The organism is Bacteroides sp. 1001302B_160321_D4 (assembly GCF_015667765.1).
Classification (GTDB): domain Bacteria; phylum Bacteroidota; class Bacteroidia; order Bacteroidales; family Bacteroidaceae; genus Bacteroides; species Bacteroides xylanisolvens.
This window is the reverse complement of record NZ_JADPLO010000013.1, coordinates 65,025-90,775: the sequence shown is the minus strand read 5'-3', so window position 1 is coordinate 90,775 and position 25,751 is coordinate 65,025. Positions and strand designations below refer to the sequence as shown.

The 25,751-nt window shown below is 41.2% G+C and carries 16 protein-coding genes; 12 read left to right on the top strand and 4 right to left on the bottom strand.

Translation table 11 applies throughout. The annotated features are described in order from the left end of the window. Positions 1-54 precede the first annotated feature (54 nt). The 9 genes from KFO40_RS07555 (at position 55) to KFO40_RS07515 (ending at position 16,714) form a co-directional block, all read left to right on the top strand. Positions 55-4,131 (top strand): hybrid sensor histidine kinase/response regulator transcription factor, encoded by a 4,077-nt coding sequence (locus KFO40_RS07555; protein ID WP_115484140.1) that lies wholly within the window; start codon positions 55-57, stop codon positions 4,129-4,131. A 114-nt stretch (positions 4,132-4,245) separates the two neighbouring features. After that, positions 4,246-4,620, top strand: a complete 375-nt coding sequence (locus tag KFO40_RS07550; RefSeq protein ID WP_004305864.1) for a hypothetical protein — start codon at positions 4,246-4,248, stop codon at positions 4,618-4,620. 237 nt (positions 4,621-4,857) lie between these two features. Further along, positions 4,858-5,388: a sigma-70 family RNA polymerase sigma factor gene (locus tag KFO40_RS07545; RefSeq protein ID WP_115484102.1), complete on the top strand. Its 531-nt coding sequence runs from the start codon at positions 4,858-4,860 to the stop codon at positions 5,386-5,388. Between the two features lie 49 nt (positions 5,389-5,437). Continuing rightward, positions 5,438-8,686, top strand: a complete 3,249-nt coding sequence (locus tag KFO40_RS07540; protein WP_128859275.1) for a SusC/RagA family TonB-linked outer membrane protein — start codon at positions 5,438-5,440, stop codon at positions 8,684-8,686. Between the two features lie 33 nt (positions 8,687-8,719). Continuing rightward, entirely contained in the window at positions 8,720-10,516 is a 1,797-nt protein-coding gene (locus KFO40_RS07535) for a RagB/SusD family nutrient uptake outer membrane protein (protein ID WP_211146229.1), read from the top strand. Positions 10,517-10,552: 36 nt separating this feature from the next. Next, entirely contained in the window at positions 10,553-11,746 is a 1,194-nt protein-coding gene (locus KFO40_RS07530) for a DUF5013 domain-containing protein (protein WP_128859273.1), read from the top strand. A 49-nt stretch (positions 11,747-11,795) separates the two neighbouring features. After that, a complete protein-coding gene (locus KFO40_RS07525; RefSeq protein WP_128859272.1) occupies positions 11,796-13,835 on the top strand; it encodes an IPT/TIG domain-containing protein in 2,040 nt (679 codons plus the stop codon). A gap of 58 nt (positions 13,836-13,893) precedes the next feature. Further along, positions 13,894-15,192, top strand: a complete 1,299-nt coding sequence (locus tag KFO40_RS07520) for an alginate lyase family protein (protein ID WP_211146228.1) — start codon at positions 13,894-13,896, stop codon at positions 15,190-15,192. Between the two features lie 115 nt (positions 15,193-15,307). Then, positions 15,308-16,714: a glycosyl hydrolase family 28 protein gene (locus KFO40_RS07515; protein ID WP_128859271.1), complete on the top strand. Its 1,407-nt coding sequence runs from the start codon at positions 15,308-15,310 to the stop codon at positions 16,712-16,714. Positions 16,715-16,798: 84 nt separating this feature from the next. Here KFO40_RS07515 and KFO40_RS07510 read toward each other — a convergent pair whose 3' ends face one another. The 3 genes from KFO40_RS07510 to KFO40_RS07500 all read right to left on the bottom strand — a co-directional run bounded on the left by KFO40_RS07510 (position 16,799) and on the right by KFO40_RS07500 (position 19,754). After that, a complete protein-coding gene (locus tag KFO40_RS07510; protein ID WP_211146227.1) occupies positions 16,799-17,644 on the bottom strand; it encodes a pilus assembly protein N-terminal domain-containing protein in 846 nt (281 codons plus the stop codon). Between the two features lie 77 nt (positions 17,645-17,721). Next, entirely contained in the window at positions 17,722-18,909 is a 1,188-nt protein-coding gene (gene uxuA / locus KFO40_RS07505; RefSeq protein ID WP_085931479.1) for a mannonate dehydratase, read from the bottom strand. A gap of 29 nt (positions 18,910-18,938) precedes the next feature. Next, positions 18,939-19,754 (bottom strand): SDR family oxidoreductase, encoded by an 816-nt coding sequence (locus tag KFO40_RS07500; protein ID WP_004310214.1) that lies wholly within the window; start codon positions 19,752-19,754, stop codon positions 18,939-18,941. A gap of 120 nt (positions 19,755-19,874) precedes the next feature. Between KFO40_RS07500 and KFO40_RS07495 the strand changes: the two genes are divergently transcribed. Beyond that, complete coding sequence (locus KFO40_RS07495) at positions 19,875-20,756, top strand: AraC family transcriptional regulator (protein WP_055236566.1); 882 nt, start codon at positions 19,875-19,877, stop codon at positions 20,754-20,756. Positions 20,757-20,826: 70 nt separating this feature from the next. Then, entirely contained in the window at positions 20,827-22,779 is a 1,953-nt protein-coding gene (locus KFO40_RS07490) for a glycoside hydrolase family 97 protein (RefSeq protein WP_115484092.1), read from the top strand. Positions 22,780-23,031: 252 nt separating this feature from the next. Here the strand turns inward: KFO40_RS07490 and KFO40_RS07485 are convergent, their stop codons facing one another. Next, positions 23,032-23,874: an aldo/keto reductase gene (locus KFO40_RS07485; protein WP_004325493.1), complete on the bottom strand. Its 843-nt coding sequence runs from the start codon at positions 23,872-23,874 to the stop codon at positions 23,032-23,034. Positions 23,875-24,112: 238 nt separating this feature from the next. On the opposite strand from KFO40_RS07485, the gene KFO40_RS07480 reads away from it, so the two are divergent. Beyond that, complete coding sequence (locus KFO40_RS07480) at positions 24,113-25,729, top strand: alpha/beta fold hydrolase (protein WP_115484091.1); 1,617 nt, start codon at positions 24,113-24,115, stop codon at positions 25,727-25,729. The last annotated feature ends 22 nt before the right edge of the window (positions 25,730-25,751 follow it).

Genomic DNA, 25,751 nt, shown 5'->3' with positions numbered 1-25,751 from the left:
GGGGATTTGATTCTTCGTTCGTACTTAATAATAGTACTACAAAAAAAGATGGCCATGAAAATTCGAATATGTTTGTTAATCATACTAATGGGATTATTGTATCCGGGTTATATTAGCTCGCAAGAATCCCCTTATGTATTCCGCCAGATTGGAGTTGTCGAAGGATTACCGGATAACTATGTAAAAAGCGTTTTCCCCATTCCCGACGGACGTATCGGTGTGCGAAGTACTGTGTTATTAAGCCTGTATGATGGTGCGAACTATTCAAATTTCCCTTTCAATATTCATGGCGAATATTCGATAGCATATAACCATATTATTCCCGAACAATATATTGATGCCGACAAACGTTTGTGGATGAAAGAACGCAAGAGCCTACGCGTCTTCGATTTGACTACCGAACAGTACATCTATAACGTAGATTCTTTATTTCAACAATTCGGCTTAAAGGATAAAGTGGCGGACCTGATTATTGATTCAGAGAAACATTGTTGGTTTCTGACGCCGGGTTCCTCTGTCTATATGTACGATGCAGAGACAAAGTCAATCGAACAGGTTTGCAGGAATGATGAGTTTATGGAATACTATGGAGGATTACTCGGAGTAGAAAGTCATGGAAAATACAGTTGGATGGTTCATCAGAAAGGGGCTATCCGTTGCTACGATTTGGAAAAGAAACGTTTCGTGCATCAACTTGATTTCCTGAAAGACCAACTGAAACCGGATGACCGTGTGGTTTTGAAGATACTCGATAATGGTGACTTTTGGTTGATGTGGGATCGTGGAGTAGGCTATTATGATGTCTATAATAAAAAATGGAACCAAATTTCAGGTATCCAACTCGGACACTATTCATGGTTTACTTCTATGGATGTGGATAAAGGTGGAAATGCATGGGTAGGAACCGTTATTGATGGATTCTATATCATTGATATGCACAATTTCTCTGTAACCCGGACACTGGATATTCCTTTATTATCAGGTAATACAGTACGAAACGGTATTCAAAGCATCTATTGCGACCGGGAAAATAATTCCGTTTGGATAGGACTTTATAATCAGGGAATGTGTTATTATCATCCCAGCATGAATAAAATAGTGCTGTACAATAAGAAGATGATAAATGGCGACTGGAAAGGAGAGGAAATCCGTTGTATGCTCGAAACATCTAAAGGAGAAATTCTGATGGGTACTACGCAGGGTGTCTATCGCTATGAACCGGAGACTAAAAGCATGAACAGATTCTATCATGAATTCAGTCAGAAGAATTGCCGTGTACTTTATGAGGATAGCAAGAAGCGTGTTTGGGTCGGAACATACCACGATGGGCTCTACTGCATAGATCATGGAAAGGTACAATCTTACGATTATCCCGATACGGATTATCAGAATGAATTGGATTTCAGTAATATCCGTGTCATGGTCGAAGATTCTTCCGGTCGATTGTGGGTAAGTATATATGGGGGTGTAGGATTATTTAATCCTGAAAACGGGCAAATAAACTTATTGTCCGAACAGTTTCCCGAACTCAAAAAATACAAAGTAGCGAATGCATTGGCCATAGATAATCAATCCCGGTTGGTCGTAGGCAGTGATAACGGACTCTACATTTACGATCCTGCAACGAATAAAATATGGATACCGGAGGAAGATGGCCAGGCTAATTCTATATTCAATCAGGGAAGTATCAAGTATAATCAGATACTCAAAGACCATGAGGGAACTTTATGGTTTGCTACACAATATGGCTTGAGCGTTTTGACTTACAATGGGCAAAGCTACACATTAGGGAAAGAAGAAGGTCTGTCTAAAGCTATCCTGAACGTAGTGGAAGATAAGAACCATGATATATGGATTTCGACAGTCACTTCTATTTATAAGATAAAAGTAGACAGAAGAGCAGATAAATACAGCTTTCATGTAATCAGCTGTCTGTCGGAAGATGAAATCCGTCAGGATGATTTATATAGTTTCCCTTCGTTAATGACCAGGGACAATCAGCTTTTCCTGGGGCTGATGAACGGCTTTATCGCTTTCTCACCAGAAAACATGATAGATAATCAGTGCCTCAATCGTCCTCTGTTTACCTCATTCCGCTTGTTTAATGTTCCGGTTGTTTCGGGCGAAACATATAACGGACGTGTCTTATTTGATAAAGCATTAAGTTATTCGGGCGAAGTACAATTAAAATATGATGAGAACTATATTACACTTGAGTTCTCCGGTCTGAACTTCCCTAATCCTTCTCAAACCTCTTTCCGTTACCAACTGGAAGGATTTGACAAAGAATGGACGGAAACCCTTTTTGAGAATGGACAAGGACGTGTGGTCTATAATAATCTCCCTTCGGGCGAATACATTTTCCGTGTGTCCGCTGCCGGAAACGACCGGATATGGGGACCGGAGTCTGCATTCAAAATTGTAATTCATCCCCCGTTCTGGGATACACTGGCCGCTCGTTTTTTCTATGCAATTTTAGTTATTCTCTTAATCTTCGGGTTGATCTACGTAATAAACCGCCGCAACCGGCAGAAGATGATTCGTATGCAAGAAGAGGAAGCGTTGAAGCAGAAAGAAGAACTGGATCAGATGAAATTCCGCTTCTTCACAAATATAAGCCATGAACTCCGCACTCCGCTGACATTGATTATCACGCCATTAGACATGGTGATACGTCGATTGACAGACGATGCGATGAAAAAACAACTGAATACCATCTATAAGAATGCTCAAAACCTATTGTCATTGGTGAATCAGCTACTCGATTTCCGCAAACTGGAAATGAAAGGAGAGAGGTTGCATCTGATGAACGGCGATATGGAGGAATTTATTGTTTCTGCCTATAACAACTTCATGCCAATGGCAGTAGAGAAGCACCTTAACTTTGTGAACCAATCGGAACATAGAGCGCTTTATATGTTCTTCGACCGGGATAAGGTACATAAGATTGTGAATAATCTTTTGTCCAATGCCTTCAAATATACGCCGGAAGGCGGGACGGTCGACTTACTGCTTGCAACAGAAGAAATAGAAGGAAGAAACTACGTGAGAATATCCGTATCCGACACTGGAATCGGAATATCCGAATCAGACCTTCCTTATATCTTCGACCGTTTCTATCAGGTAGGAAATGAAGGAGACGAAAAAATAGGTAGTGGCATCGGACTTCATTTGGTAAGGGAATATGTAAATATACATGGTGGCCGTATTAAAGTGGACAGCCGGATAGATCGTGGATCAGTATTCACCGTTTGGTTGCCGATGGACCTGAAACCGGAACCGGACGAACTGCCGGAAGAAATCATCGGAACGGAAGCATCAGATGTTAAAGAGAAAGAAACCACTACATCTACAGTCGATGATAACCTGAAGAAACTGTTGTTAGTGGAGGACAATCAGGAATTCCGTACTTTCCTGAAAGAACAGCTGGAAGATTTCTATCAGATTATTGAAGCGGCAGACGGCGAGGAAGGAGAGCGGAAAGCGATAGAGGAAAACCCGAACTTGATTATCAGTGACATCATGATGCCAAAAGTAGACGGTATCGAGCTTTGCCGTCGGATCAAGACGAACGTGCAGACATCCCATATACCTGTGATATTATTGACAGCCCGTACTGCCGATGACATCAAGATTAACAGCTATGAAGTAGGAGCAGACTCTTATATGTCGAAACCTTTCAACTTTGATATGCTGATGGTACGCATTGAAAAGCTGATAGAGCAGCAGGAAAAGAGAAAACAAGAATTCCGTAAGAACATAGAAGTAAATCCGAGTGCTATCACCATTACTTCAGTAGACGAGCAGCTCATACAGAAGTGTCTGGAATACATAGAAAAGAACATGGATAATCCGGAATATGGCGTAGAAGAATTGAGTGGCGATCTGGGGATGGTGCGTATGAGCCTTTACCGTAAGTTACAATCCATCACCGGACACACACCGACAGACTTTATTCGCAGCATCCGTTTGAAACGGGCGGCACAATTATTACAAGGAAGTCAGTTGCCGATTGTTGAAATAGCGAACCGGGTAGGATTCAGTTCACCCAGCTATTTCTCGAAGTGTTTTAGAGAAATGTTCGGTATGCTTCCCAAGCAATATGCCGAGGAATCGGGAAGAAAAGAATGACATTGTGCCTGTGTTTGTAGTTTAATTATTACATTTGCGCTGAATAAGTGAGATAATTGTAAGTTCTTGTTCACATTGGGGCAGAAGAAGTTTTATTTTATAATATATGTTGATATGAAAGTATTAGTTTTAATTTCATTGGTAGGAGGTTTGATGTTATCCTCTTGCGGAGGTAGCAGTTCAAAAAATAATGCAAATGTTAAGGAGGTAAATCCTGCAGATACCATCTATTTGGGAGACTTACGTGAAAAATTTGCAAATGATAGTGTTTTCTTTAAAATAGTGGCACCGGATTTGATGTTGATGGATTATCAGTATCTTTGGGCCGTAACAGAATCGGAAGCAGTAGAGAAAGGACTGACAAAAGAATACTATAAACGTGTGAAGAAAGAAATCACCGATACGAATGAAGCGATCAAAAGAGGTGTGATGAAAGGTGCGAACGTAAAACGTATACCGGATTTCCAGGCATCACAGGAAAATAAATAATGAATCCTTCCGGATGAAAGCTTTCATCCATGCAAATATAAGAACAGGGGAGTCGTCAAATGTAACGACCTCCCCTTTTTTATTGGTGTGACGGTTAGATTTATCCCGATGAAATGGGAAGTTTTTGCAAAAATACACGCTTGTTACGATAGTTTTGTTATCTGTTACTTTTGTGATATTTGAATTTGAAACTTGTTCCTACTTTTGTATCATCGTTAAACGGATAAATTTAATGCCATGAATAAACAGCAGACTACATTTGACGACTTCTTCTCCGAATGCTACCTTAAATATAGGGAGTATATCAAAAATTATATCGCTATCCGCATTTGCCATCCGCACGAAGCGGAAGATCTGGCACAGGATGTCTTTGTCCGCTTATGGGAACACAGGGCATTCGTGAATAAAGACACTGTCTGGTCTTTGCTCTTCACCATCGCCCGCAATATCGTAACGGACAAGATACGTCGTTATTATAAGCAGGAAGATTTCGTCGCCTACGTATATAATAGGATGGAAGACACCAGTCGGAATACCACAGAAGATACCATTCATTTTCGTGAACTAAAGAAGATGCACGACCAGGTAATGGAAACTCTTCCTGTCAAACGCCGTCAGATTTATGAACTTAGTTTCAATCATGAACTCTCTTGTCCTGCCATTGCAGGAAAGCTGTCCTTATCTCCCCGTACAGTAGAATGTCAATTATTACTGGCTCGTAAAACGGTTCGTACTTATTTGAAAAATGAATTCTCCAAAGTCGGTTAGATACCAGATTCGGAAAAACACATATTAACTTTAACAATTTAATAGTATTATGGAAATTAAATCCAAATTCTTATGTTCAAAAGGAGTCGCATTGGCTTTCGCCATGCTGCTGGGTGGTTCGCCCGGTGTATTGCTCTATGCAAATGATTCTGTAGAAGAGAGTTTGATGGTAGCCCAGGCAGGGCGTACCATCAAAGGACTTGTTACGGACGCGAATGGTGAACCGCTGATTGGTTGTAATGTGGTGGTCGTAGGAAGCAATGCAGGGGTAATTACCGATATTGACGGTCGGTTCGCGCTGAATGTTCCTGCGGATGCAAAACAAATTAGAATTACTTATATCGGGTATGCAGATCAGATTGTCAATTTGAATGGGCGGTCAGATTTCAAGGTTGTGTTGAAAGAAGATAATAATGCATTGGACGAAGTGGTGGTAGTAGGTTATGGTACGCAGAAAAAAGCGACGTTGACAGGGGCGGTAGAACAAATTGGTAGCCAGGTATTGGAAAGTCGTGCCATTACCAATGTCGGTGCTGCTTTGCAAGGAGCTACTCCGGGATTGGTGGTCACTCGTTCTTCTTCACGTCCGGGTAATGAAGGATTAAATTTTCAGATTCGTGGTTTGACATCTGTCAATGGCGGTAGTCCGTTGATTATTGTGGATGGAGTACCCGTATTGAATTCAGAGTCATTTCAAAATCTAAATTCGGATGATATTGAGAATATTAGTGTATTGAAAGACGGTTCAGCTTCCATTTACGGTGCAAAAGCAGCTAATGGTGTTATATTGGTAACTACCAAAAAAGGTAAAGGCAAGACAACGGTAGATTATGGCTTCAATATGCGTTTCACTACCAATGGTATTATGGCTTTTTCTCCCAGTATGCAGGAATATGCCACCATGTGGTTGGAAGCCAATAAAGAAATGCCGGAACATGACTGGTGGGGCTGGGGAGAAGAAAACCTGAAAAAGATGGCTCAAGGCATTGAAGGAATTTACGAGTCGACTGTAGCCGATTGGGGTACAATGTTTGTGGGCAATGCCAATCGCTTGGATGAATTGTTTGCCCGTCGTTATTCTTATCAGCATAATTTGAGTGTAGCAGGTTCTACGGATAAATCTGATTACCGTATTTCTTTGGCTTATGCTGATAATCAAGCCAATTTGGCCACTGCCTATGACGGGCAGAAACAGTTGAACTTGCGTTTGAATTATGGAATCAAATTGACTGATTGGTTCAAATTGGAAACTTCGGCAAGTATGATTAAAACAAATACTGAAACACCGACACATGGTATCGACCGTACACTTTACGGAAATGATGCTCCGTTTTTTCCGGCTAAGAATCCCTATGGACAATGGTATGCCAACTTTGGTAATGTGGGCGACCGCAATGCGGCGGCAGCTACAACAGATGGAGGACGTGACGAGAGGGAAAAACTGACTACCCGTGTCGATTTCAAAGCATTGGTGGATATTTGGAAAGGAATCACTTTCGAGGGTACTGCTTCCTTTCAAAATGAGGAATACCGTAGAGAACGCTATTCGCTTCCGGTACAGTGTTACAATTGGTTCGGCGAGCAGACGGCGAAGTTAGTATATGAAACAACACAAACCCTTAGTACTCCGCAAGATGTGATGAACTTTAAAGATTCTCATCAGCCGGGATATTTGGTACAGGCAAATAATGCCCGGTATCAGTACTATTCAGGGTTATTGAAATATAAGCGTACATTTGCCGAAGTACATAATATAGATGCTATGTTCGGTATCAGTGCCGAGAAGTGGGTAAATAAAAAAGTCGTTACCGCCCGTGAGAAGTTTGAGGATGCCGGAATTTACGATTTGAATTTGGCTACGGGTACACAGGGTAACGGTGGAGGAAAGACTCATAATGGTACCTATTCATATATTGCCCGTTTGAATTATAACTATGCGGAAAAATATATGGTTGAATTGATGGGGCGTCGTGACGGAAATTCCAAGTTTGCTCCCGGTTATCGTTTTAAGAGCTTCGGTTCCGTTTCTTTGGGCTGGGCGTTCTCGGAAGAACAATTTGTAGAATTTTTAAAACCTGTTCTTTCTTTTGGTAAGTTGCGTTTAAGTTACGGTAGTTCGGGTAATGATGTCGGGCTGGGTGATTACGATTATGTGTCTACTGTCTCTCTTGGAACAGCCGGTTTTGGAACTATACCTGCTAATCAAGTATCTTCAGGTTTTGGCGGTTTAATTTCTTATGACCGTACTTGGGAGAAAGTTTCACAGAAAAACTTTGGTATCGATCTTAACTTTTTCGATAATCGTTTGAAAGCTACATTCGATTATTTTATAAAAGATAATACCGGTATGTTGGTAAATGTCACATATCCGGGTGTTTTAGGAGGTAAAGCTCCTAAAACGAATAGTGGTCATTTGAATGTAAAAGGTTGGGAGTTCACTATTGGATGGCGCGATCAGATTAAAGACTTTTCTTACTATGCCAACTTTAATATTGGTGATACAAAGAGTCTGTTGAAAGAGATGGAAGGAGCAGATTCTTATGGGGCTGGTTGGAATGCAGCCGTGAATGGGTATCCTTTGAATTCGTACTTCCTTTATCGTACAGATGGTTACTTTAAAGATCAGGCAGAAGTAGACCGCTATTATGCACTCTATGGAGAGGGTAAAGAAGATCTGACTGGTGTAGGAGCAGGAAGTGCAAGCCGGTTGCGTCCGGGTGATACCAAACGTTTGGATTTGAATGGTGATTATAAGATTTCCGGTGCAGGGAATGAAAATAGCGATTTGCAATATCTCGGTGACTCCAATCCACATTTTGTTTTCGGTTTCACACTGGGAGGATCATGGAAAGGTATTGATGTGAACGCAATGTTCCAAGGTGTCGGCAAGCAGTATGTTATCCGTAATGACTGGATGGCTTATCCTTTTCAAACACGTACTGCCAATCAGAACCCGACATATTTGGGAAAGACATGGACAGAGAGCAATCCGAATGCTGAATTCCCTCGCTTGACTACCAATGCGAATCTCGCACGCTGGAATTATCAGAATAACGACTTTATGATGCAGAATAACCGCTATATCCGTTTGAAAACATTAATAGTCGGCTACACATTGCCGCAGATATGGACGCGCAAGGTGAAACTGGAAAAAGTGCGTGTTTACTTCTCTGGTAATGATTTATGGGAAGCTACCAGTATTCGAGACGGTTTCGACCCGGAAATGGGAGCAGCCTCCAACAACAGTGGATACCCGTTTGCACGTACTTGGTCGTTCGGTCTGAACATCACTTTATAGTAGCTATGGAAAATTAAATACAGAATAGAAGATATGAAAAAGATAACGAACTATATATTAATTTTCACCTGCGCATTGGGATTTTCTTCATGCGTGAATACGTTCCTTGACTTGGAACCACTGGATGCCAAGACAGATGTGATTTATTTCAAAACTCCGGAGCATTTCCGTGAATATGCTAACGGGCTTTACGGGCAATTATTGGGATGGCAGTCTTCCTATGGAAGTATATTCGATCACATGGATGCGGCATCCGATCTTTCTACTTGTTTCAGATATTCGTATGGTGTGGGGACCGGTGTGATGGGAGTTCCTAATGACGATAGCCGTTGGGGTAATTGCTATGGTAATATTCGTGCCACTAATCACATGTTTGAAAGAGCAGTTTCTTCCTATACAGGTAATTTAGCGGATATTAAAAAAGAATTAGCCGAAGGTCATTTTTTCCGTGCCTATAACTATTTTTACTTATTGAAGTTTTTTGGTGGAGTGCCTGTCGTTACGAAAGTTCTCGACGTGACTTCACCGGAGTTATATGGAAAACGTAACAGCCGTTATGAGGTTGTCAACTTGATTCTTTCCGATTTGGATGAGGCTATTGCAGGGTTGCCGTTGGAACAGAATATAACCTCTGCCGACAAAGGTAAAATCAGCAAACAGGCTGCACAGGCATTTAAGGCTCGCGTGTTACTTTATGAAGCTACCTGGCGTAAGTACAATGGCACTTCTACTGATTTTGAAGGTTCTGCCGGTCCGGCTTCCGATCAGGTAAATGCTTTTCTGGAAGAATCCGTTCAATTATCCGAAACAGTGATGGGAGATGCTGCTTATTCCCTTTGGAATTATAACAATGTTGCAGCTATGAGAAATATGAGCAATCGTTACCTGTTTAATATTGAAGAAGAAGCCAGTAATCCTGCCGGTGCCGGAAGAGCGACGAACAAGGAATTTATCATCGCTTCTGTATATAGTCAGGAAACGCGTAAAGGACAGGTAGATTTGAATCAGGTGATTTATACGGATATGCGTCCCAGCCGGAAATTGATTGATATGTTTTTATGCACTGACGGGCTTCCGATCAGCATGTCTGATAAGTTCCAGGGATATAAAAATCCGGGGGACGAATTTCAGAATCGGGATTTCCGTTTGACTTCTTATATAGGTTCATATGCTACGAGCCTGACAGTTGAGAACTGTGGGTATGGTGTTTCCAAGTTTGCTATTACCGATATTCAACGCCAAAGTAAAGATGAATCGGCCAATTATCCGGTACTTCGGTTGGCAGAAGTATACTTGAACTATGCCGAAGCTGTGATGGAACGCTATGGTGAAATATCAGATGACCAGTTGAATAAGTCGATAAATAAAATCCGTGCCCGTGCGGGAATTGCTAACCTAACAAATGCATTGGCAAAGCGAATTCAGGAAGGAGTGCCGGCAAATGCGAGTAAGACAGTCAATCAGGTAATGTTGGATGAGATCCGCCGTGAACGTGCTTTGGAACTCTATATGGAAGGTTTCCGTTGTGACGATCTGAAACGTTGGGGTATTGCGGAGAAGAATCTGAATGAGTCTCGTTGCGGTGCGGTAGTAGGTAATGCCAGCTATCCGACGGCATTTATAGACGAAAACGGGAATGCTACCAGTGCTTTCAATCCGGCTATCTTTACGAAGGGGACGGAAGAAGTGGAAACAGGTAAAGGCAAATTACCTTGTGTAGTACTCCTCAAATCATCCGACTGCGCATTTACTAAGGGAGATTATTTGTGGGCGATTCCAAGAAATCAAATCAACCTGAATTCAAATCTGGTACAAAATCCAGGATATTAATCATTCAATCGTTTAACGTATAATACCATAGGTTATATGAAGTTTTTATTCAAATATACATTTCACTTGGCAATACTTGCTTGTGTTTCCGCACTTTTCTCCGGTTGTGAGCAAGACCCCAAGTATAGAGTTTATGATTATCCTGTACCAGTAGTGGAGAGCATTTATCCTACGGACGGATATGTCACTACACAGGTAGTTATTATGGGAACCAATTTTGGTGACCGTGCTGAAGCAGTGAAAGTTTTCTTCGGTGAAGCCCAATCCAATAAAGTACTCGATTGCAAAAATAACCGTTTGGTAGTGGAAGTGCCGGAAACTGCAGTAACAGGCAATCTGTCTTTACAGATTTATAATAAAAAGGTGGAGAATATCGGTCATTATACAGTACTGCCTACGCCACGTGTCATTACAGTGACTTCTGATAGTGAAGACGGTGAAGGGGTAGCCGATACGGGAGACAAGGTCACTATAACAGGTGAAAACTTTGGTACGGATCCATCCGATATTTCTGTTAGTTTCAATGGAACGCCGGCCGAATTTGAGCTGGTGGATGAGTCTACTATTGTTGCGACAACTCCTGCTGATTATCAGACAGGTAGTGTGACTGTGACTATTCACGGATATACAATGACAGGTGGTGCAATGTTCAATCCTAACTCGAAGGGTGATGTGACAGTGCTTTATCTTCAAAACTATAAGCAGCCGTTTGCCAAGGCAAATGATGAAAGTTGGAAGAACGGTGAATGGTGGACTCCGGCAGTGTGGAATCAAAATGCAGCATCGTTCAATGCAAAAGGCAATACGACTGTTTCCGGAATGCAATATAAATCAGAAGAAGGCTTAACGTTAGCATTCCAGAATGGATGGGATAAAGAAGCTTATACGAATGGGAAAATGTGGCAGGTTGCTACGCTCCGTCCTGGTAAATACAGACTGGAAGTCACTTATGCATATACATTGGTAGTTACTGATGCGGGGAACTTTATTTCCGTATTGATAGCTAAAGGAGATAGTGAAAGTGATATACCGAATGTCGCTGATCTTGAGCAATTAAATGGAGTTTATGTGGCCTATGATAAAATGGGAACAGCGAATGATTCGGGTACGTTGGTTACACCTTCATTTGAAGTAACGGAGACAACGGACGTTGTTATTGGATTCCTGACTTCACTGGCAAAGGGTAATTCATACTTTAAGGTGACAGAATTGAAATTGATTCTTGAATAATGTGGAAAAAGAAAAAAGAGTAATTCATCGTGATAATATAATTAAGATTATGAAGAAAATATATAGCTATCTGTTTCCCGTTTTTCTCTCGTTTTTCGCATTAGCTGCTTGTGACGAGGACAATGAAGAAATTGTTCCAATGAGTTACACTGATCCTGTGGCGACCGTAACAAAGATAGAACCCGTCGAAGGATATGTTGGGAATGAATTTACCATTAATGGTGATGATTTTGGAATCAGAACTGAAGATGTAAAAGTGTTTATCGGTTCCCAGGAGGCAGTAGTAGTCTCCTGTGCCGATGATGCTATCCTTGCGAAAGTGCCGGAATCGGCAACAAACGGAAAGATAACCGTTGAGGTTTTCGGGCAACGTGTGGAGACTGATCTAGTTTATCGTGTACTTGGTAAGCCGGGTGTCAGCGTAGTGAAACCTTCTTATGGTTTTCCGGGTGCCAGTATTGTTTTCGAAGGACAAGAATTTGTTTCTTCTAAAACACTGTATACTTTGACTTTCGGGACTTCTACAGACAAGGCAGAGATTGTGGGTACACCTACTGATACCGAATTTACGGCCAAAATTCCCGAGACAGCTGTCAGTGGAGTTATGACACTTATTATGGCAGAACAAACGATTGATTTGACTTCTTATCCTTTCACTGTGTTGAAGCATGCAACGCTTGATATTCCTAAGGAAGACGAACCGGTTCCATCAGGTTTTGCTGGCAGTAAATTTGCAATAACAGGAACCAATCTTGTGCAAGAATTGCTGGATAAGTCTGTTGAAGGGTTGGAGCCTTTGAAAGTAATTTTCTCTAAAGCTGGCGGAGAACCTGTAGAAGCTGTAATAGATACAGATAATTTGATGGATAAGAGTATTCCACTCACTGTACCTGCTTCGTTGGAAGCCGGAGATTATACAATTACTGTCATTACTCCGTTTGAAACTATCGGGACACAGTTGAAATATACGGTATTACCGATGCCGACAGTAACAAGCATTTCAACGAAAGCCGGATATATTAATGCGGAAGTAACGATCATTGGTCAGAACTTTGGTACGAAAGCTGAAAATATTCAGGTCTTTTTCGGAGAAACAGTTTGTGATAAAGTGACACTGAATGATAAAGGTAATATCGTAGTGAATGTTCCCAAAGGAGTTTCATCTGAAGCTCCGGTGAAGATTAAACTGATAATTCAGGGTAAGGAAATAGAGATGGGCGAATCGGGCACATTTGAGGTTTGGGAAACTCCAGAAATCACTTCTGTTGAAACACCGTATATTTATCCTTATGGTACATTAGTAAAAGCCGGACAGGAAATAACATTTACAGGAAAGGGTTTTGGAACGGATAAGAATTCTGTTACAGTTACTTTTGAGGGAATATCCGTACCCGTTACGGTTAAAGAGATTACTACGACTTCTATTACTGTAACGGTTCCGCAGGGTTTCAATGGTGGAAAAGTAACAATGGTGTTTGAAGGTATTGCACAACCCGTAGAGAGTGATATGTTACAACCTCTGCCGGTGGATGGAGATATTTCTCAATATGTACTCATGAACTATAAACAGCCTTTTGAATATGTAAAAGAAGGTGGGGATAAAGGATTCCATAAAAAAGGAGAGTGGGCAAAAGCTGCTTATTGGATAGTTCAGAACTCTAACTTGACTGCTGGTGAAGGAGGTGCTGCTGTTGATTTGGCATTTAAAACGAAATATGGTGATGGAAGTGATGCAGGTTTGGCTTTACAAACAGATTGGGGATTTGACAATCCTAAAAATGATGGTAAGGTATATCAGACTTCTCATCTTCAAAAAGGAAAATATAAGTTGACGGCACACGTTTATGAATATGACGGCAGAGGTTTTACCGGTTATGTTGCGGTTTGTAAAGGTAACGAGATGGCAAATACGAGTGATATACCAAGTAAGAGTCTGGCAAACGCTTCTATTTCACGTACGGGTGATGTAGTAGTTGATATTTCTGTTGAAGAGCCTACCGATGTTGTCATTGGTTTTGTATGTACGATTACAGTAAAACAAGGACGGGCTAAGATAGATAATTTCAAATTAGAGTTAGTAGAGCAATAAACTATAATTGGGTGCACCGTAATCAATGGTAGATACGGTGTACCATTAAACCAAAAATATGATGAAAAAGATATATTATATAACCGCAGTATTTGCTACCCTGTTTTTAGTAGGATGTGGGGACGGCATTGACCTTCCGGGTGTCAATGTGGAAACTGATTTGAATAAAATTCCTCTTCCTGATAATAACGTAAATTTGGAACAGGTTGAACTTAAGCCGTCAACGGAACCCATGCTGCATGAAGGGTTGCATACAGAGGAAGACTTTCAGCGTATCCGGGATAAAAAAGCTGCCGGAGAAGAGCCTTGGGTTAGCGCTTATCAATTATTAGTAGAAAGTCAGTTTTCGCAGAAGACGGCAGATACTTATCCTACGGAATGGATTAAACGTGGAGTTTCCGGTGATGAAAATTATATGAATGCAGCCAGAGGGGCCACTATTGCATATCAGCAGGCGCTTCGTTGGAAGATTGAACAAGATGATGAATATGCAGCAAAAGCGGTGGAGAATCTGAATAAGTGGGTACAGACTTGTGTAGGTGTAACAGGTAATACGAATTTATCGCTTGCTGCAGGACTTTATGGTTATGAATTTGCTATTGCCGGTGAATTATTAAGGGATTATGAAGGATGGGATCGTGCGGACTTCGCAGCATTCCAGAATTGGTTGCTTAAAGTGTTCTATCCTGCTAATGATGATTTTTTGAAACGTCATCACGATACCAATCCGTTACACTATTGGGCTAACTGGTGTCTTTGTAATATTGCAGCTAAAATGGCTATCGGCATTGTAACCGATCGTCGTGATATTTATAATGAAGGTATCGGCCATTTGCAGACAGGTGATACAAACGGACGTTTACGTCGTGCTATCTATCACGATTATGCACCGGACTATAACTTTGCTCAATGGCAGGAAAGTGGACGTGACCAAGGACACACGTTGATGTGTGTCGGATTGATGGGAATTATTTGTCAGTTGGCATGGAGTCAGGGAGACGATTTCTTTGCTTATGATGACAATCTGTTCATGCGGGCTTGTGAATATGCTGCTTGTTGTAATTACACTAATGAGACTGTACCATATACTACTTATATATGGCAAAAACAGAGTCAATGGGGATATCCGATTCCGGAAGAGCAAACAACACTTGGTGGCGGTAAATGGATCAAACGTGCAATATGGGCGTTGCCTTACTATCATTACAAAGGGGTAAAAGACATCTCGGATGATAATCTCAAATATACTAAGATAGCTACGGAATATGTAGGAATAGAAGGAGGAGGTGGGTATTATGACGCTAACTCCGGTGGCTATGACGTACTTGGGCTCGGTACGCTGATGTATGCAAGATAAAATGAATAAAATGTGTTAGACTTCGCCACAGATTCGGATATGCCAGTGTGGATGGATTATTTGTTTCAATCTGTGGTGAATTCCAGGACATTAACGGTATTAGTAAAAACTTGAAATGAATAAACTAATAAGAATAGCGCTCACATTTTTACTTGTAATGACCACAGGAGTCATACAAGCAGAAATAGTCATCTATCCGGTACCTCAAGGCATCTATTATGCCCGTCACAATGATGACTATACGGTAAAAGTACGGCAAGTGGGAGAAAAAGACTGGGTAGACCTTTATGAGTATAACGTAAAGGTGGATATGGATACGAAGTCCGATGCCACGATGGTTCAGTTCGACTTTTCAGGGAAAGTGGAAGTATTGGTACAAAAGAACAATGGGGAGATCCGTTCGGCAGTGGTGCGTCCTTTATCCAAAGGTATCCAACCGGAGATTGATGGTAACTTTTTATTGTTTACGATAGATAAACCACAAAAGTTGTCGGTCGAGTTTAATGGAGATCGCCTGAATAATTTGCATGTATTTGCCAATCCTATCATCAAAAATGTGCCGGATAAGAATGATCCGAACGTGATTTATTTTGAAGCTGGAATACATGAACCGACTGATACGGCTGGAAAATGCTTCCGTATTCCCAGTAATACGACGGTTTATTTAGAAGGTGGTGCCGTTTTGAAAGGTTGTCTCACTTGCGACAGTGTAGAGAATGTGAAAATATTGGGACATGGCATGTTGCTTGAACCGCAACAGGGAATTTCGGTTACCTACTCCCGGAATGTACTGATTGATGGAGTTACGGTGGTAAATCCACGGCATTATACTGTCTCTGGGGGACAATCTACCGGAATTACTATCAAAAATCTGAAATCATTCAGCTATCAGGGTTGGAGTGATGGGCTGGATTTTATGTCCTGCTCGGATGTGATGATTGATGATGTGTTTCTTCGTAATTCGGATGATTGTATAGCTCTTTATACGCATCGTTGGAATTATTATGGCGACTGTCGCAATATTCATGTACTTAATTCTACTCTATGGGCAGATATTGCGCATCCTATCAATATCGGTACACATGGAAATACGGAAACGGGAGATGAAGTTTTGGAAGATATAGTATTCAGGAATATTGATATATTGGAGCATGATGAGGATGATCGTGATTACCAAGGCTGTATGACTATCAATGTAGGGGATCACAACCTAGCACAAAACATTACTTTTGAGGACATTCGTGTGGAACATATTCAGGAAGGACAGTTATTTCATCTTCGGGTGATGTATAACCAAAAATACAATACAGCTCCCGGCAGAGGTGTCAAGAACATAACATTCCGTAATATTTCATGTACCGGGAAATATATCAATTCTTCTTTAATAGAAGGTTATGATAAAAATAGGAAGATTGAGAATATTTTGTTCGAAAACATTGTGTTGAACGGTAGGCGGATCACTTCTTTGGAAGAATTGAATATAGATAAAAAAGATTTTGTAGAGAAGATACGGATAAAGTAGCTAATAACTAAAAGATGAAAGATGCGACAAAAAACAGTTTTTCGTGCTTTTTGCCGCATCTATTTTATAGAAAGAGGAATAAACTTATCGTAAAGGAGTGAATGAACCTATATAAATGCGTTCTATTTTCAGGGAGGTGGCATTTATTCCGAATAGGTCGGTCACATCTGATTTATAATCTTCAGTCACATCTTCCACTAACCAATAAGGAATCGGGCCAAGGTCTCGTGTGGTGATACTCTTTGAAGTATCGGAACGTTCGGGAAGTTTAAATTTGCAGTCATACTCTTTACCATTGATTGTAATTTGGAATGTAGTGCCTGACTCTGATGTGGAGCGGGAGAAGCTTCTTTCTATTTTCGGAGCATTATCTTTACTAGTAACAATTGTCACTTTACCACTACTTTTTTGGTCATAAGAGAAAGCTATTCCTCCTGTAGCTTGTATACCCGCTTCATCCTTTATCTTTTTTTTGACCGCTTCTAGTTTTTCTTTTTGTTGTTCATCCAACAGACTTTCATCTATTCCTGTGATTCTTGCTTCCACGGAATTCACTGAAAAAGATTGTTTGCCGTTGACGACCTTTAGCCCTATTTTTATGATTCTTCCATCAGCGTCTTTTACCATCAATGACGTGCTGCCCAGTTTTATAGAGCTGATCTGAATATCATTGTTTTCGTCCACATAAGCTGTAGCAATTTGCCCATCGGCTATTTCTGCTGTATAAGGAGCTACGCCACCTTTAATTCCCAACTTTGTTCCTCCCGTGATTGACAAACTGGTTTCACTGATAGGAGGTTCCGGGTCGAACATCACTTCCCAATATTCATATAGGTAAAAAGCATCAGCTTCGTCGCTGCATGAATAAAATACAGGAAGGGAGCATAATAGAATAAATAGTAGACAGAGCTTCGCCATTTTTGCTTTCATAATATTCTTCTTTTTTATTTCTTCACAAAAGTAAAGCTCCTTTCCTGTATTTCAAAGTATATTGATGAAAAATAAGATTAAAACTCTATCTTATGTTGTTTCTCATCATCCACCACAGCCATCATTCCTTCTACCTGTGCTAAAGCCAGCATACGTCCGTGGAAAGAATAACCGGCATTGTAGCCTTTATCCTCATCTCCGAGCATCATTCGTCCATGATCTACGCGCATGGGAAGTCCTGGATTCTCTTTCTCGAAAATGCGGATGAGATCAATCAGATGTCCTCTTCCTGATAGATGAGAACTTTCGATGAAGTTTCCACCCGGCATGGCCTCTGTACTGCGTAGATGAACGAAATGGGTTCTTCCTGCAAACTTCTTTGCCAATTCACGAGTATCATTATGTGCGCCTGCGCTAAGAGAACCTGCACAGAAAGTCAGCCCATTATGCGGATTGTCTACGGCATTCAGGAACCAGGCTATATCTTCTTCATTGGTGACAATACGGGGTAGGCCGAGAACCTGGAATGGAGGATCATCCGGGTGTACGCACATGTTGATACCATATTCATCGCATACAGGCATAATTGCAGAAAGGAAGTAACACATATTCTCTCGTAAAGCGTCCCGGTCTATGTCTTTATATAAACCTAACAGACGTTTGAATATAGCAACCGGGTTTTTATCTCCTTCTTTGATATTACCGTTCACAAATCCTTGTGTCTTGACGATAATAGTATCAATCAAATCATCCTTTTCGGTCTCTGTAATCACTTTGTCCAGTTCGGCAACTTTATGCAGTTCTTCTTCTGTATAGTCTTTTTCAGCTCCTTCACGTTCTAGTATTTTGATGTCGAAGTAAGCGAAACGAATACGGTCGTAGTAAAGCGAACTGGTACCGTCCGGCCAAGGGTACTGTAAATCCGTACGTATCCAGTCGATTACCGGCATGAAGTTGTAACAGACTGTTTTCACTCCGCATTTACCCAGGTTGGCAAGACTTACTTTATAATTTTCAATCAACTGTTCACGTTCCGTACCCGCATACTTGATTGCCTCACAAACCGGAAGGCTTTCCACGACCGACCAGCGCAACCCATACGATTCAATATACGATTTTAAATCGTTGATGGCTTCTACTGTCCAAATCTCTCCGTTCGGTACCTCGTGTAATGCAGTGACGATTCCTTCAACACCTATCTGACGGAGCATCGGCAAGGTGATTTTATCTTTCTTGCCGAACCATCTCCATGTTTTTTCCATCATAGCGTTTGAATAAATTAAAAGATTAAATATTAAACGCCGCTGAATGCACTGAAACCACCATCGATAGGCAACATAGCTCCCGTTACGAAACTAGCGGCTTCACTACACAGGAATTGTACAGCACCATTCAATTCTTTGATGTCGCCGAAACGATTCATCGGAGTTTTGGCTAACACCTTTTTACTTCTGTCGGTCAATGAACCATCCGGGTTGATAAGTACACGACGGTTTTGGTCACCGATAAAGAATCCCGGAGCGATAGCATTAACACGGATACCATCACCGTATTTCAGTGCCATTTCGCTTGCCAGCCATTGGGTGAAGTTGGCTACTGCAGTTTTAGCGGCCGAGTAACCCGGTACACGGGTGATAGCACTATAAGCAGCCATAGAAGATACATTGATGATGCATCCTTTCTTCTGTTTTGCCATTACCTTACCGAATATCATAGACGGATAGACTGTCCCATTCATATTCAGGTTAGTCACTTTTTCCCAGCAAGAGATGTCCATATCATAGAAGTGCTGATCCGGTTCGAGAGTGGCTCCCGGCATATTGCCACCGGCAATGTTCAATAGAATATCGATCTTTCCCCATTTGGCTACAACTTCTTCGGCTACTTTCTCCAGGCTGGCGATGTCAAGTACATTACCAATGATGCCGATTACATCGTTACCATATTGCTTAAGTTCAGCTACGCGGTTGTCCAGTTGCTCCTGACGAATGTCAATAGCTACAACTTTTGCTCCCTGCTGTACAAAGTGTTGGGCAATATTTCCGCCCAGTACACCACCTGCTCCGGTAATAACAGCAACTTTACCGGCAATACTAAATAATTCGTTCATGGTTTCTATCAAATGTTTTTATGAATGGATGCAAAAATAGCGGGTTTTTATACATGCTATGATGCGTATTTTTGCAAGATATTTACCTATCTTTGCAAAAGCAGTTTAGAAAGGAGATTTATGAAGAAGATAATGAATGAGAAGTTGACTATTACGACTTCTAATCCCGTCCGTGCCCGCTTTTATGAATATCCACGTTTCACGTATCCGTGGCATTTTCATAGTGAGTATGAAATTATTTATGTGGAAAAGGGAGAGGGGGATTGTCTGGTGGGTGACAGCATTATCTCCTATTCAAAAGGTGATTTGATTCTTTTTGGTTCCGAACTGCCTCATAGTATGCAAAGTCCACCGGACGGCGGGGAAGAATCTGATAACGAAGAAAAAACCGAACCGAAAGTAAGAGGAGTCAATATTCAGTTTGAGAAAGATTTTATGCATTATTCTATTTCTCAATACTCCCAGTTTATTCCTATCAGGAATTTATTGGAGGATGCTTGCAGAGGGATTAAATTCACAATTACCCGTTCGGGGAAAATCATTAAATTATTGGAGCAAATTCCTTCTGCCAAAGGAGCAGATCAAATCATCCTGTTGCTTTCACTTCTACAGATGATGGCTACTAGCAATCATAAGAAATATCTGACTACTTCTCATTATACTCCGTCCCCTTCGATTATGCGTAATGAAAGAATGGAAAAGGTGATTGCCTATTTGAATAAACATTATACCGAGTCTATCGGTCTGGATGAAATTGCTTCTTATACAGCGATGAACCCTGCTGCTTTCTGCCGATACTTTAAAGAAAACACAGGAAAAACATTCAAAGAGTATGTACTTGATATGCGTATCGGATATGCTTGTAAACTATTGAATAGTAGTATGATGAATATATCTCAAATCAGTGCTACTTGCGGATTTGAATCACCTGTACATTTTAACCGCATTTTTAAAAGGGTGACAGGAATGACACCTACTTTATATAGAGAGCAGATGGAATAAGCTTTTCAGGCAATAAACATTTGAGTATAATTTCTTCCTCGTTCGTATATAATAGAAAAGATGAATAAACATGAGCGTAAATAGAATGAAGAAAAGAATTTTACTTTTGTTGTTGGTGATACCGGCATTGATAAAAGCGCAAGATGTGATGACAGAAACCCGTCAGGAACTGACGTCTCCCGACGGAGCTTATCGTTTTACCTTTTATCAGCGTGCGGTAGGAGAGGATAATACACAAATGTATTATGCCTTGACTTATAAGAATCGTCCGGTGATTGAAGAAAGTAAACTGGGTGTTCTGATTGAAAATCAGTTATTTGAATCGGCGTTGGGTATACCGAATGATACTTGTCATTTTTGGTGTGAGAATCTGAAGTTGACAGAGACTGAACATCAAAAGACGGACGAGAGATGGAAGCCTGTATATGGCGAACGTGCGGAAGTACGTGATTGCTACAATGAGATGACTTTGAAATTCAAGAAGGGAGAAGGAAAAGGTAATCGGGATGGTGGTTATGATAAGCGTAAAAACTACTTTATGAATATTATAGTCCGCGCCTATAATGAAGGAGTTGCTTTCCGCTATCATTTTCCGGAAATGACAAACGGGCTTTTCTTGCATATTGTCGGTGAGCAGACTAGCTTCACAATGCCTGAAGGAACGATGGCGTATTATGAACGTTGGGCGCAAGGACCTTATGAACTTCGTCCGTTGAAAGGATGGGGTAAAGAGGAGAGTGAGCGTCCATTGACATTGAAACTTCCTGATGGATTATCAGTAGCTTTGTTGGAAGCAGAAATGGTGGATTATGTTCGTGGTAAATTCCGTTTATCGGCAGAGAAACCTTCCACTTTGGAGACAAGCCTGTATAGTAGCGTCGATATTATTTCTCCTTACAGTACTCCGTGGCGTGTAATCATGGTTGGCGAACGTCCGGTCGATTTAATTAATAATAATGATCTTGTCTTGAATCTGAATCCGGCTTGCAAACTGGCTGATACTTCTTGGATCAAACCCGGGAAAGTATTCCGTTCGGGCGACTTGAAACAAGATAGAGTAAAAGCAGCCATTGACTTTGCGGCAGAACGTGGTATTCAGTATGTGCACATGGATGCAGGATGGTACGGACCGGAAATGAAAATGAGTTCGGACGCTACTACTGTTTCTCCTGATAAAGACCTTGATATACCCGCTTTGTGTAAATATGCCGAATCGAAAGGAATCGGACTTATGGTGTATGTCAATCAGCGCGCATTAGTGCAGCAGTTGGATACTTTATTGCCATTGTATAAGAAATGGGGGCTGAAAGGTGTCAAGTTCGGTTTTGTACAGATAGGTAATCAGCGTTGGAGTACCTGGCTGCATGATGCAGTTCGTAAATGTGGAGAATATGGTCTGATGGTAGATATTCATGACGAATATCGTCCGACAGGTTTCAGCCGTACTTATCCTAACCTGATGACGCAGGAAGGTATTCGTGGAAATGAAGAAATGCCGGATGCTACACACAATATGACTCTTCCTTTTACCCGCTATCTGGCAGGTGCAGGAGACTATACGCTTTGCTATTTCAATAACCGGGTGAAGAATACGAAAGCACATCAGTTGGCGATGGCAGCTGTGTATTACAGTCCTTTGCAATTTATGTTTTGGTATGACAGACCGGAATTCTACCAGGGAGAAGAAGAACTGGAATTTTGGAAAGCAATTCCGAGTGTATGGGATGACAGCCGCGCGTTAGATGGAGAGATTGGTGAATATATCGTTCAGGCACGTCGTTCGGGGAATGACTGGTTTGTAGGAGCAATGACGAATACGGAAGCCCGCACAATTACATTGACTACGGATTTTCTGGAACCGGGTAAGAAGTATATGCTTCACCTGTACGAAGATGATGACAAGCTGAATACACGAACGAAAGTACGTAGTACTCATAAGAAGATAAAAGCCGGAGATAAGCTTGTTTTGAAGCTAAAAGTGAGTGGCGGAGCCGCATTGCATTTTACTCCGCTGGAAAAATGACTCAAATTATTTTGATGGTCATTGAGTATGTGAAAATGACAAGTAAATGCTAATTTATTTGCAGAAGAATAGAAATAAATTATTGTGGTATATTTTTTAGACGCGGATGACGCGAATAACGCGATTCTTTTATTGCGCAGCCTATTAAAATCCGCGTAATCCGTGTCATCCGCGTCTAAAAATATATTCATAACGGTGTAGGAATGAGCTAAATTCCCATTTGTAGTCTTTATTGGGATTTACTACTTACCACTATTTACCATAATTAATCAACCACTTCACCATCTCCGGATCATAGTGGGAGAAAAAGAGTGTTTTAGCTGTATCAAGCGCAGCGATGGCCGCCATGTCATCCGGTGCTAATGAAAAATCAAAGACATTGAAATTCTCCATCATACGTTCTTTATGAGTCGATTTAGGAATCACGATAATATCGCGTTGAATCAGATAACGCAGTGCGACCTGTGCCACTGATTTGCCATATTCTTTACCGATTTCCTGGAGAGTCGGGTTGGTAAAGAAGTCGTTTCTACCTTCAGCAAACGGTCCCCATGACATAATTTTAGTACCATATTCTTTCATTACTTCCTGCAACTTTATCTGTTGGTTGAAAACGTGTGTCTCTACCTGATTGACGGCAGGAGTAATTTCACAGAATTCTGCCAAGTCTATAAAGCGGTCAGGATAGAAGTTGCTGACACCGATTGCACGGAGTTTACCAGCCTTATATGCTTCCTCCATAGCCCGGTAAGTTCCATAATAATCACCGAACGGCTGATGAATGAGCAATAGGTCAATATAATCGCTCTTTAACTTACGCAGCGATTCATCAATAGAAGCTTTAGCTTTTTCGTAACCGGCATTTGAAATCCATACTTTTGTAGTGATGAACAGTTCCCCACGTGGTACGCCGCATTTACTGATTGCATTTCCAACACCTTCTTCGTTATGATAGGCTTGTGCCGTATCAATAGAACGATAGCCCACACTGATTGCATCCGACACGCAACGTTCACACTCTTCAGGCGTAACCTGATAAACACCATAACCTAAAATAGGCATTTCAATGCCATTGTTCAATTTCACTTTTTCCATAATCAAGTATATTATTAAAATAAAAGCGTATTCTAATGTTTTTATTATCTTTATTTCCTCTATACAAAGTTAGTCTGTAAAAGGTAATCTGTTTTTATATAGATTACGGGTTTTGCTACCTTTTTTACGGATAACGCTATCTTTGCATTTAATATCTACTATTATATATAGTCGTTTTTTGAGTATTTTGTTCTTCATATTCGTAGTATAGGAAGTTAAATCAATTAAAAGAAGCATTATGAATAAATATTTTCTTGTTGTATTGTTGTCATTATTCATGCAGGTTGCTAAGGTGGCAGCAGCCCCCTGGCAATGGTCAGTGGAAATAAAAGAGCTGATTTCAGAAGAGACAAACGCCCACCCTTCTGCCTATCTATGGATACCGGAAAACTGTAAACAAGTCCGTGCCGTCATCATCGGGCAACACAATATGACCGAAGAAACAATTTTCGAGCATTCTGAATTTCGGAAGAATATGGGCAAACTGGGAATTGCAGAGATATGGATCACTCCCGGAATAGACCAACGCTGGGACGTGACAAAAGGTACCCAACAAATCTTTGAAACAATGATGAAGAACTTGTCTGAAATAAGCGGATATACAGAACTGGAGTTTGCCCCGGTTATACCTATCGGACACTCGGCAATGGCTACTTATCCGTGGAACTTTGCCGCCTGGAATCCTGAACGTACATTGGCCGTACTCTCTATTCACGGTGATTCTCCCAGAACTCATTTGACTGGTTACGGGCGTGCGAATTTGGATTGGGGAACCCGTACGATTGAAGGTATCCCCTCATTAATGGTGATGGGAGAGGACGAATGGTGGGAAGACCGGTTGATAACCTCTTTCGATTATCGTCGTGAATATCCGAATGCTCCCCTTGCATTTCTTGCTGATGCAGGACACGGACATTTCGACATATCCGATGAATTGATTGATTATCTTTCCCTCTTTCTGAAAAAGACAGTGGAATATCGGTTGCCGGAGCATTCGTCATTGGATGCTCCGATTCAGTTAATTCCGGTAGAAGCAAAGAATGGCTGGCTGGCAGACCGTTGGCGAAAGAATGAAAAGCCTACAGCCGAAGCCGCTTCCTATGATAAGTATAAAGGAGACAAGAACCATGCGTTTTGGTATTTTGATAAGGAAATGGCAGATGCCACAGAAAAATATTACGCCAATGAGCGTGGAAAGACAGAGCAGTATATCGGCTTTGAGCAAAAAGGAAAACTGATAACTTTCAATCCGAAATCCCATGTACGTATGTCTCCTTCTTTTCAACCCGAAGCGGACGGAGTCACTTTCCACCTGAAAGCAGTGTACACAGATATGTTAAGGAACGAATATTCAAAAGAACACAGTACGCATCCCATTCGAATGTCGAGAATTTGCGGTCCGGTGGAAGTGGTGAATGATACAACTTTTACTGTTCGTTTCTATCGGATGGGATTGGATAATCCTAAACGTACAGGAGGCATCTGTTTGATGGCTTCCGTAAAACAGGATCATAAATACCGGAGTGCCGTTCAGCAGGTAGAGATTCGTATTCCTTACCGGAATAAGGAAGGGATACCCCAACGTATAATTTTCCCGAAACTATCCGATGTAAAAGCTTCAGTGAAAGAAATAAGTTTAAATGGAACTGCTGACTCCGGCCTTCCGGTTTACTATTATGTAAAAGAAGGTCCGGCAGAGATAAAGGGAGATAAACTGGTATTGACTAAAATTCCCCCACGTGCAAAATTTCCGGTAAAGGTGACAGTGGTAGCCTGGCAATATGGGCGTAGCGGAGAATCTAAAGTGCAGACTGCTGAAGCAGTAGAACAGAGCTTTTATATTACTGCCCGTTAGTTTGACAAAGAGATTGTTCAAG

Excerpts from the sequence above, each read along its gene's own strand:
- KFO40_RS07490 (WP_115484092.1), top strand. The coding sequence starts at position 20,827 with ATGAGCGTAAATAGAATGAAGAAAAGAATTTTACTTTTGTTGTTGGTG.
- KFO40_RS07555 (WP_115484140.1), top strand. The coding sequence starts at position 55 with ATGAAAATTCGAATATGTTTGTTAATCATACTAATGGGATTATTGTAT.
- KFO40_RS07480 (WP_115484091.1), top strand. The coding sequence starts at position 24,113 with ATGAATAAATATTTTCTTGTTGTATTGTTGTCATTATTCATGCAGGTT.
- KFO40_RS07540 (WP_128859275.1), top strand. The coding sequence starts at position 5,438 with ATGGAAATTAAATCCAAATTCTTATGTTCAAAAGGAGTCGCATTGGCT.
- KFO40_RS07520 (WP_211146228.1), top strand. The coding sequence starts at position 13,894 with ATGATGAAAAAGATATATTATATAACCGCAGTATTTGCTACCCTGTTT.
- KFO40_RS07500 (WP_004310214.1), bottom strand. The coding sequence starts at position 19,754 with ATGAACGAATTATTTAGTATTGCCGGTAAAGTTGCTGTTATTACCGGA.
- KFO40_RS07535 (WP_211146229.1), top strand. The coding sequence starts at position 8,720 with ATGAAAAAGATAACGAACTATATATTAATTTTCACCTGCGCATTGGGA.
- KFO40_RS07485 (WP_004325493.1), bottom strand. The coding sequence starts at position 23,874 with ATGGAAAAAGTGAAATTGAACAATGGCATTGAAATGCCTATTTTAGGT.
- KFO40_RS07525 (WP_128859272.1), top strand. The coding sequence starts at position 11,796 with ATGAAGAAAATATATAGCTATCTGTTTCCCGTTTTTCTCTCGTTTTTC.
- KFO40_RS07530 (WP_128859273.1), top strand. The coding sequence starts at position 10,553 with ATGAAGTTTTTATTCAAATATACATTTCACTTGGCAATACTTGCTTGT.
- KFO40_RS07515 (WP_128859271.1), top strand. The coding sequence starts at position 15,308 with ATGAATAAACTAATAAGAATAGCGCTCACATTTTTACTTGTAATGACC.
- KFO40_RS07510 (WP_211146227.1), bottom strand. The coding sequence starts at position 17,644 with ATGAAAGCAAAAATGGCGAAGCTCTGTCTACTATTTATTCTATTATGC.
- KFO40_RS07545 (WP_115484102.1), top strand. The coding sequence starts at position 4,858 with ATGAATAAACAGCAGACTACATTTGACGACTTCTTCTCCGAATGCTAC.
- KFO40_RS07550 (WP_004305864.1), top strand. The coding sequence starts at position 4,246 with ATGAAAGTATTAGTTTTAATTTCATTGGTAGGAGGTTTGATGTTATCC.
- KFO40_RS07495 (WP_055236566.1), top strand. The coding sequence starts at position 19,875 with ATGAAGAAGATAATGAATGAGAAGTTGACTATTACGACTTCTAATCCC.
- uxuA (WP_085931479.1), bottom strand. The coding sequence starts at position 18,909 with ATGATGGAAAAAACATGGAGATGGTTCGGCAAGAAAGATAAAATCACC.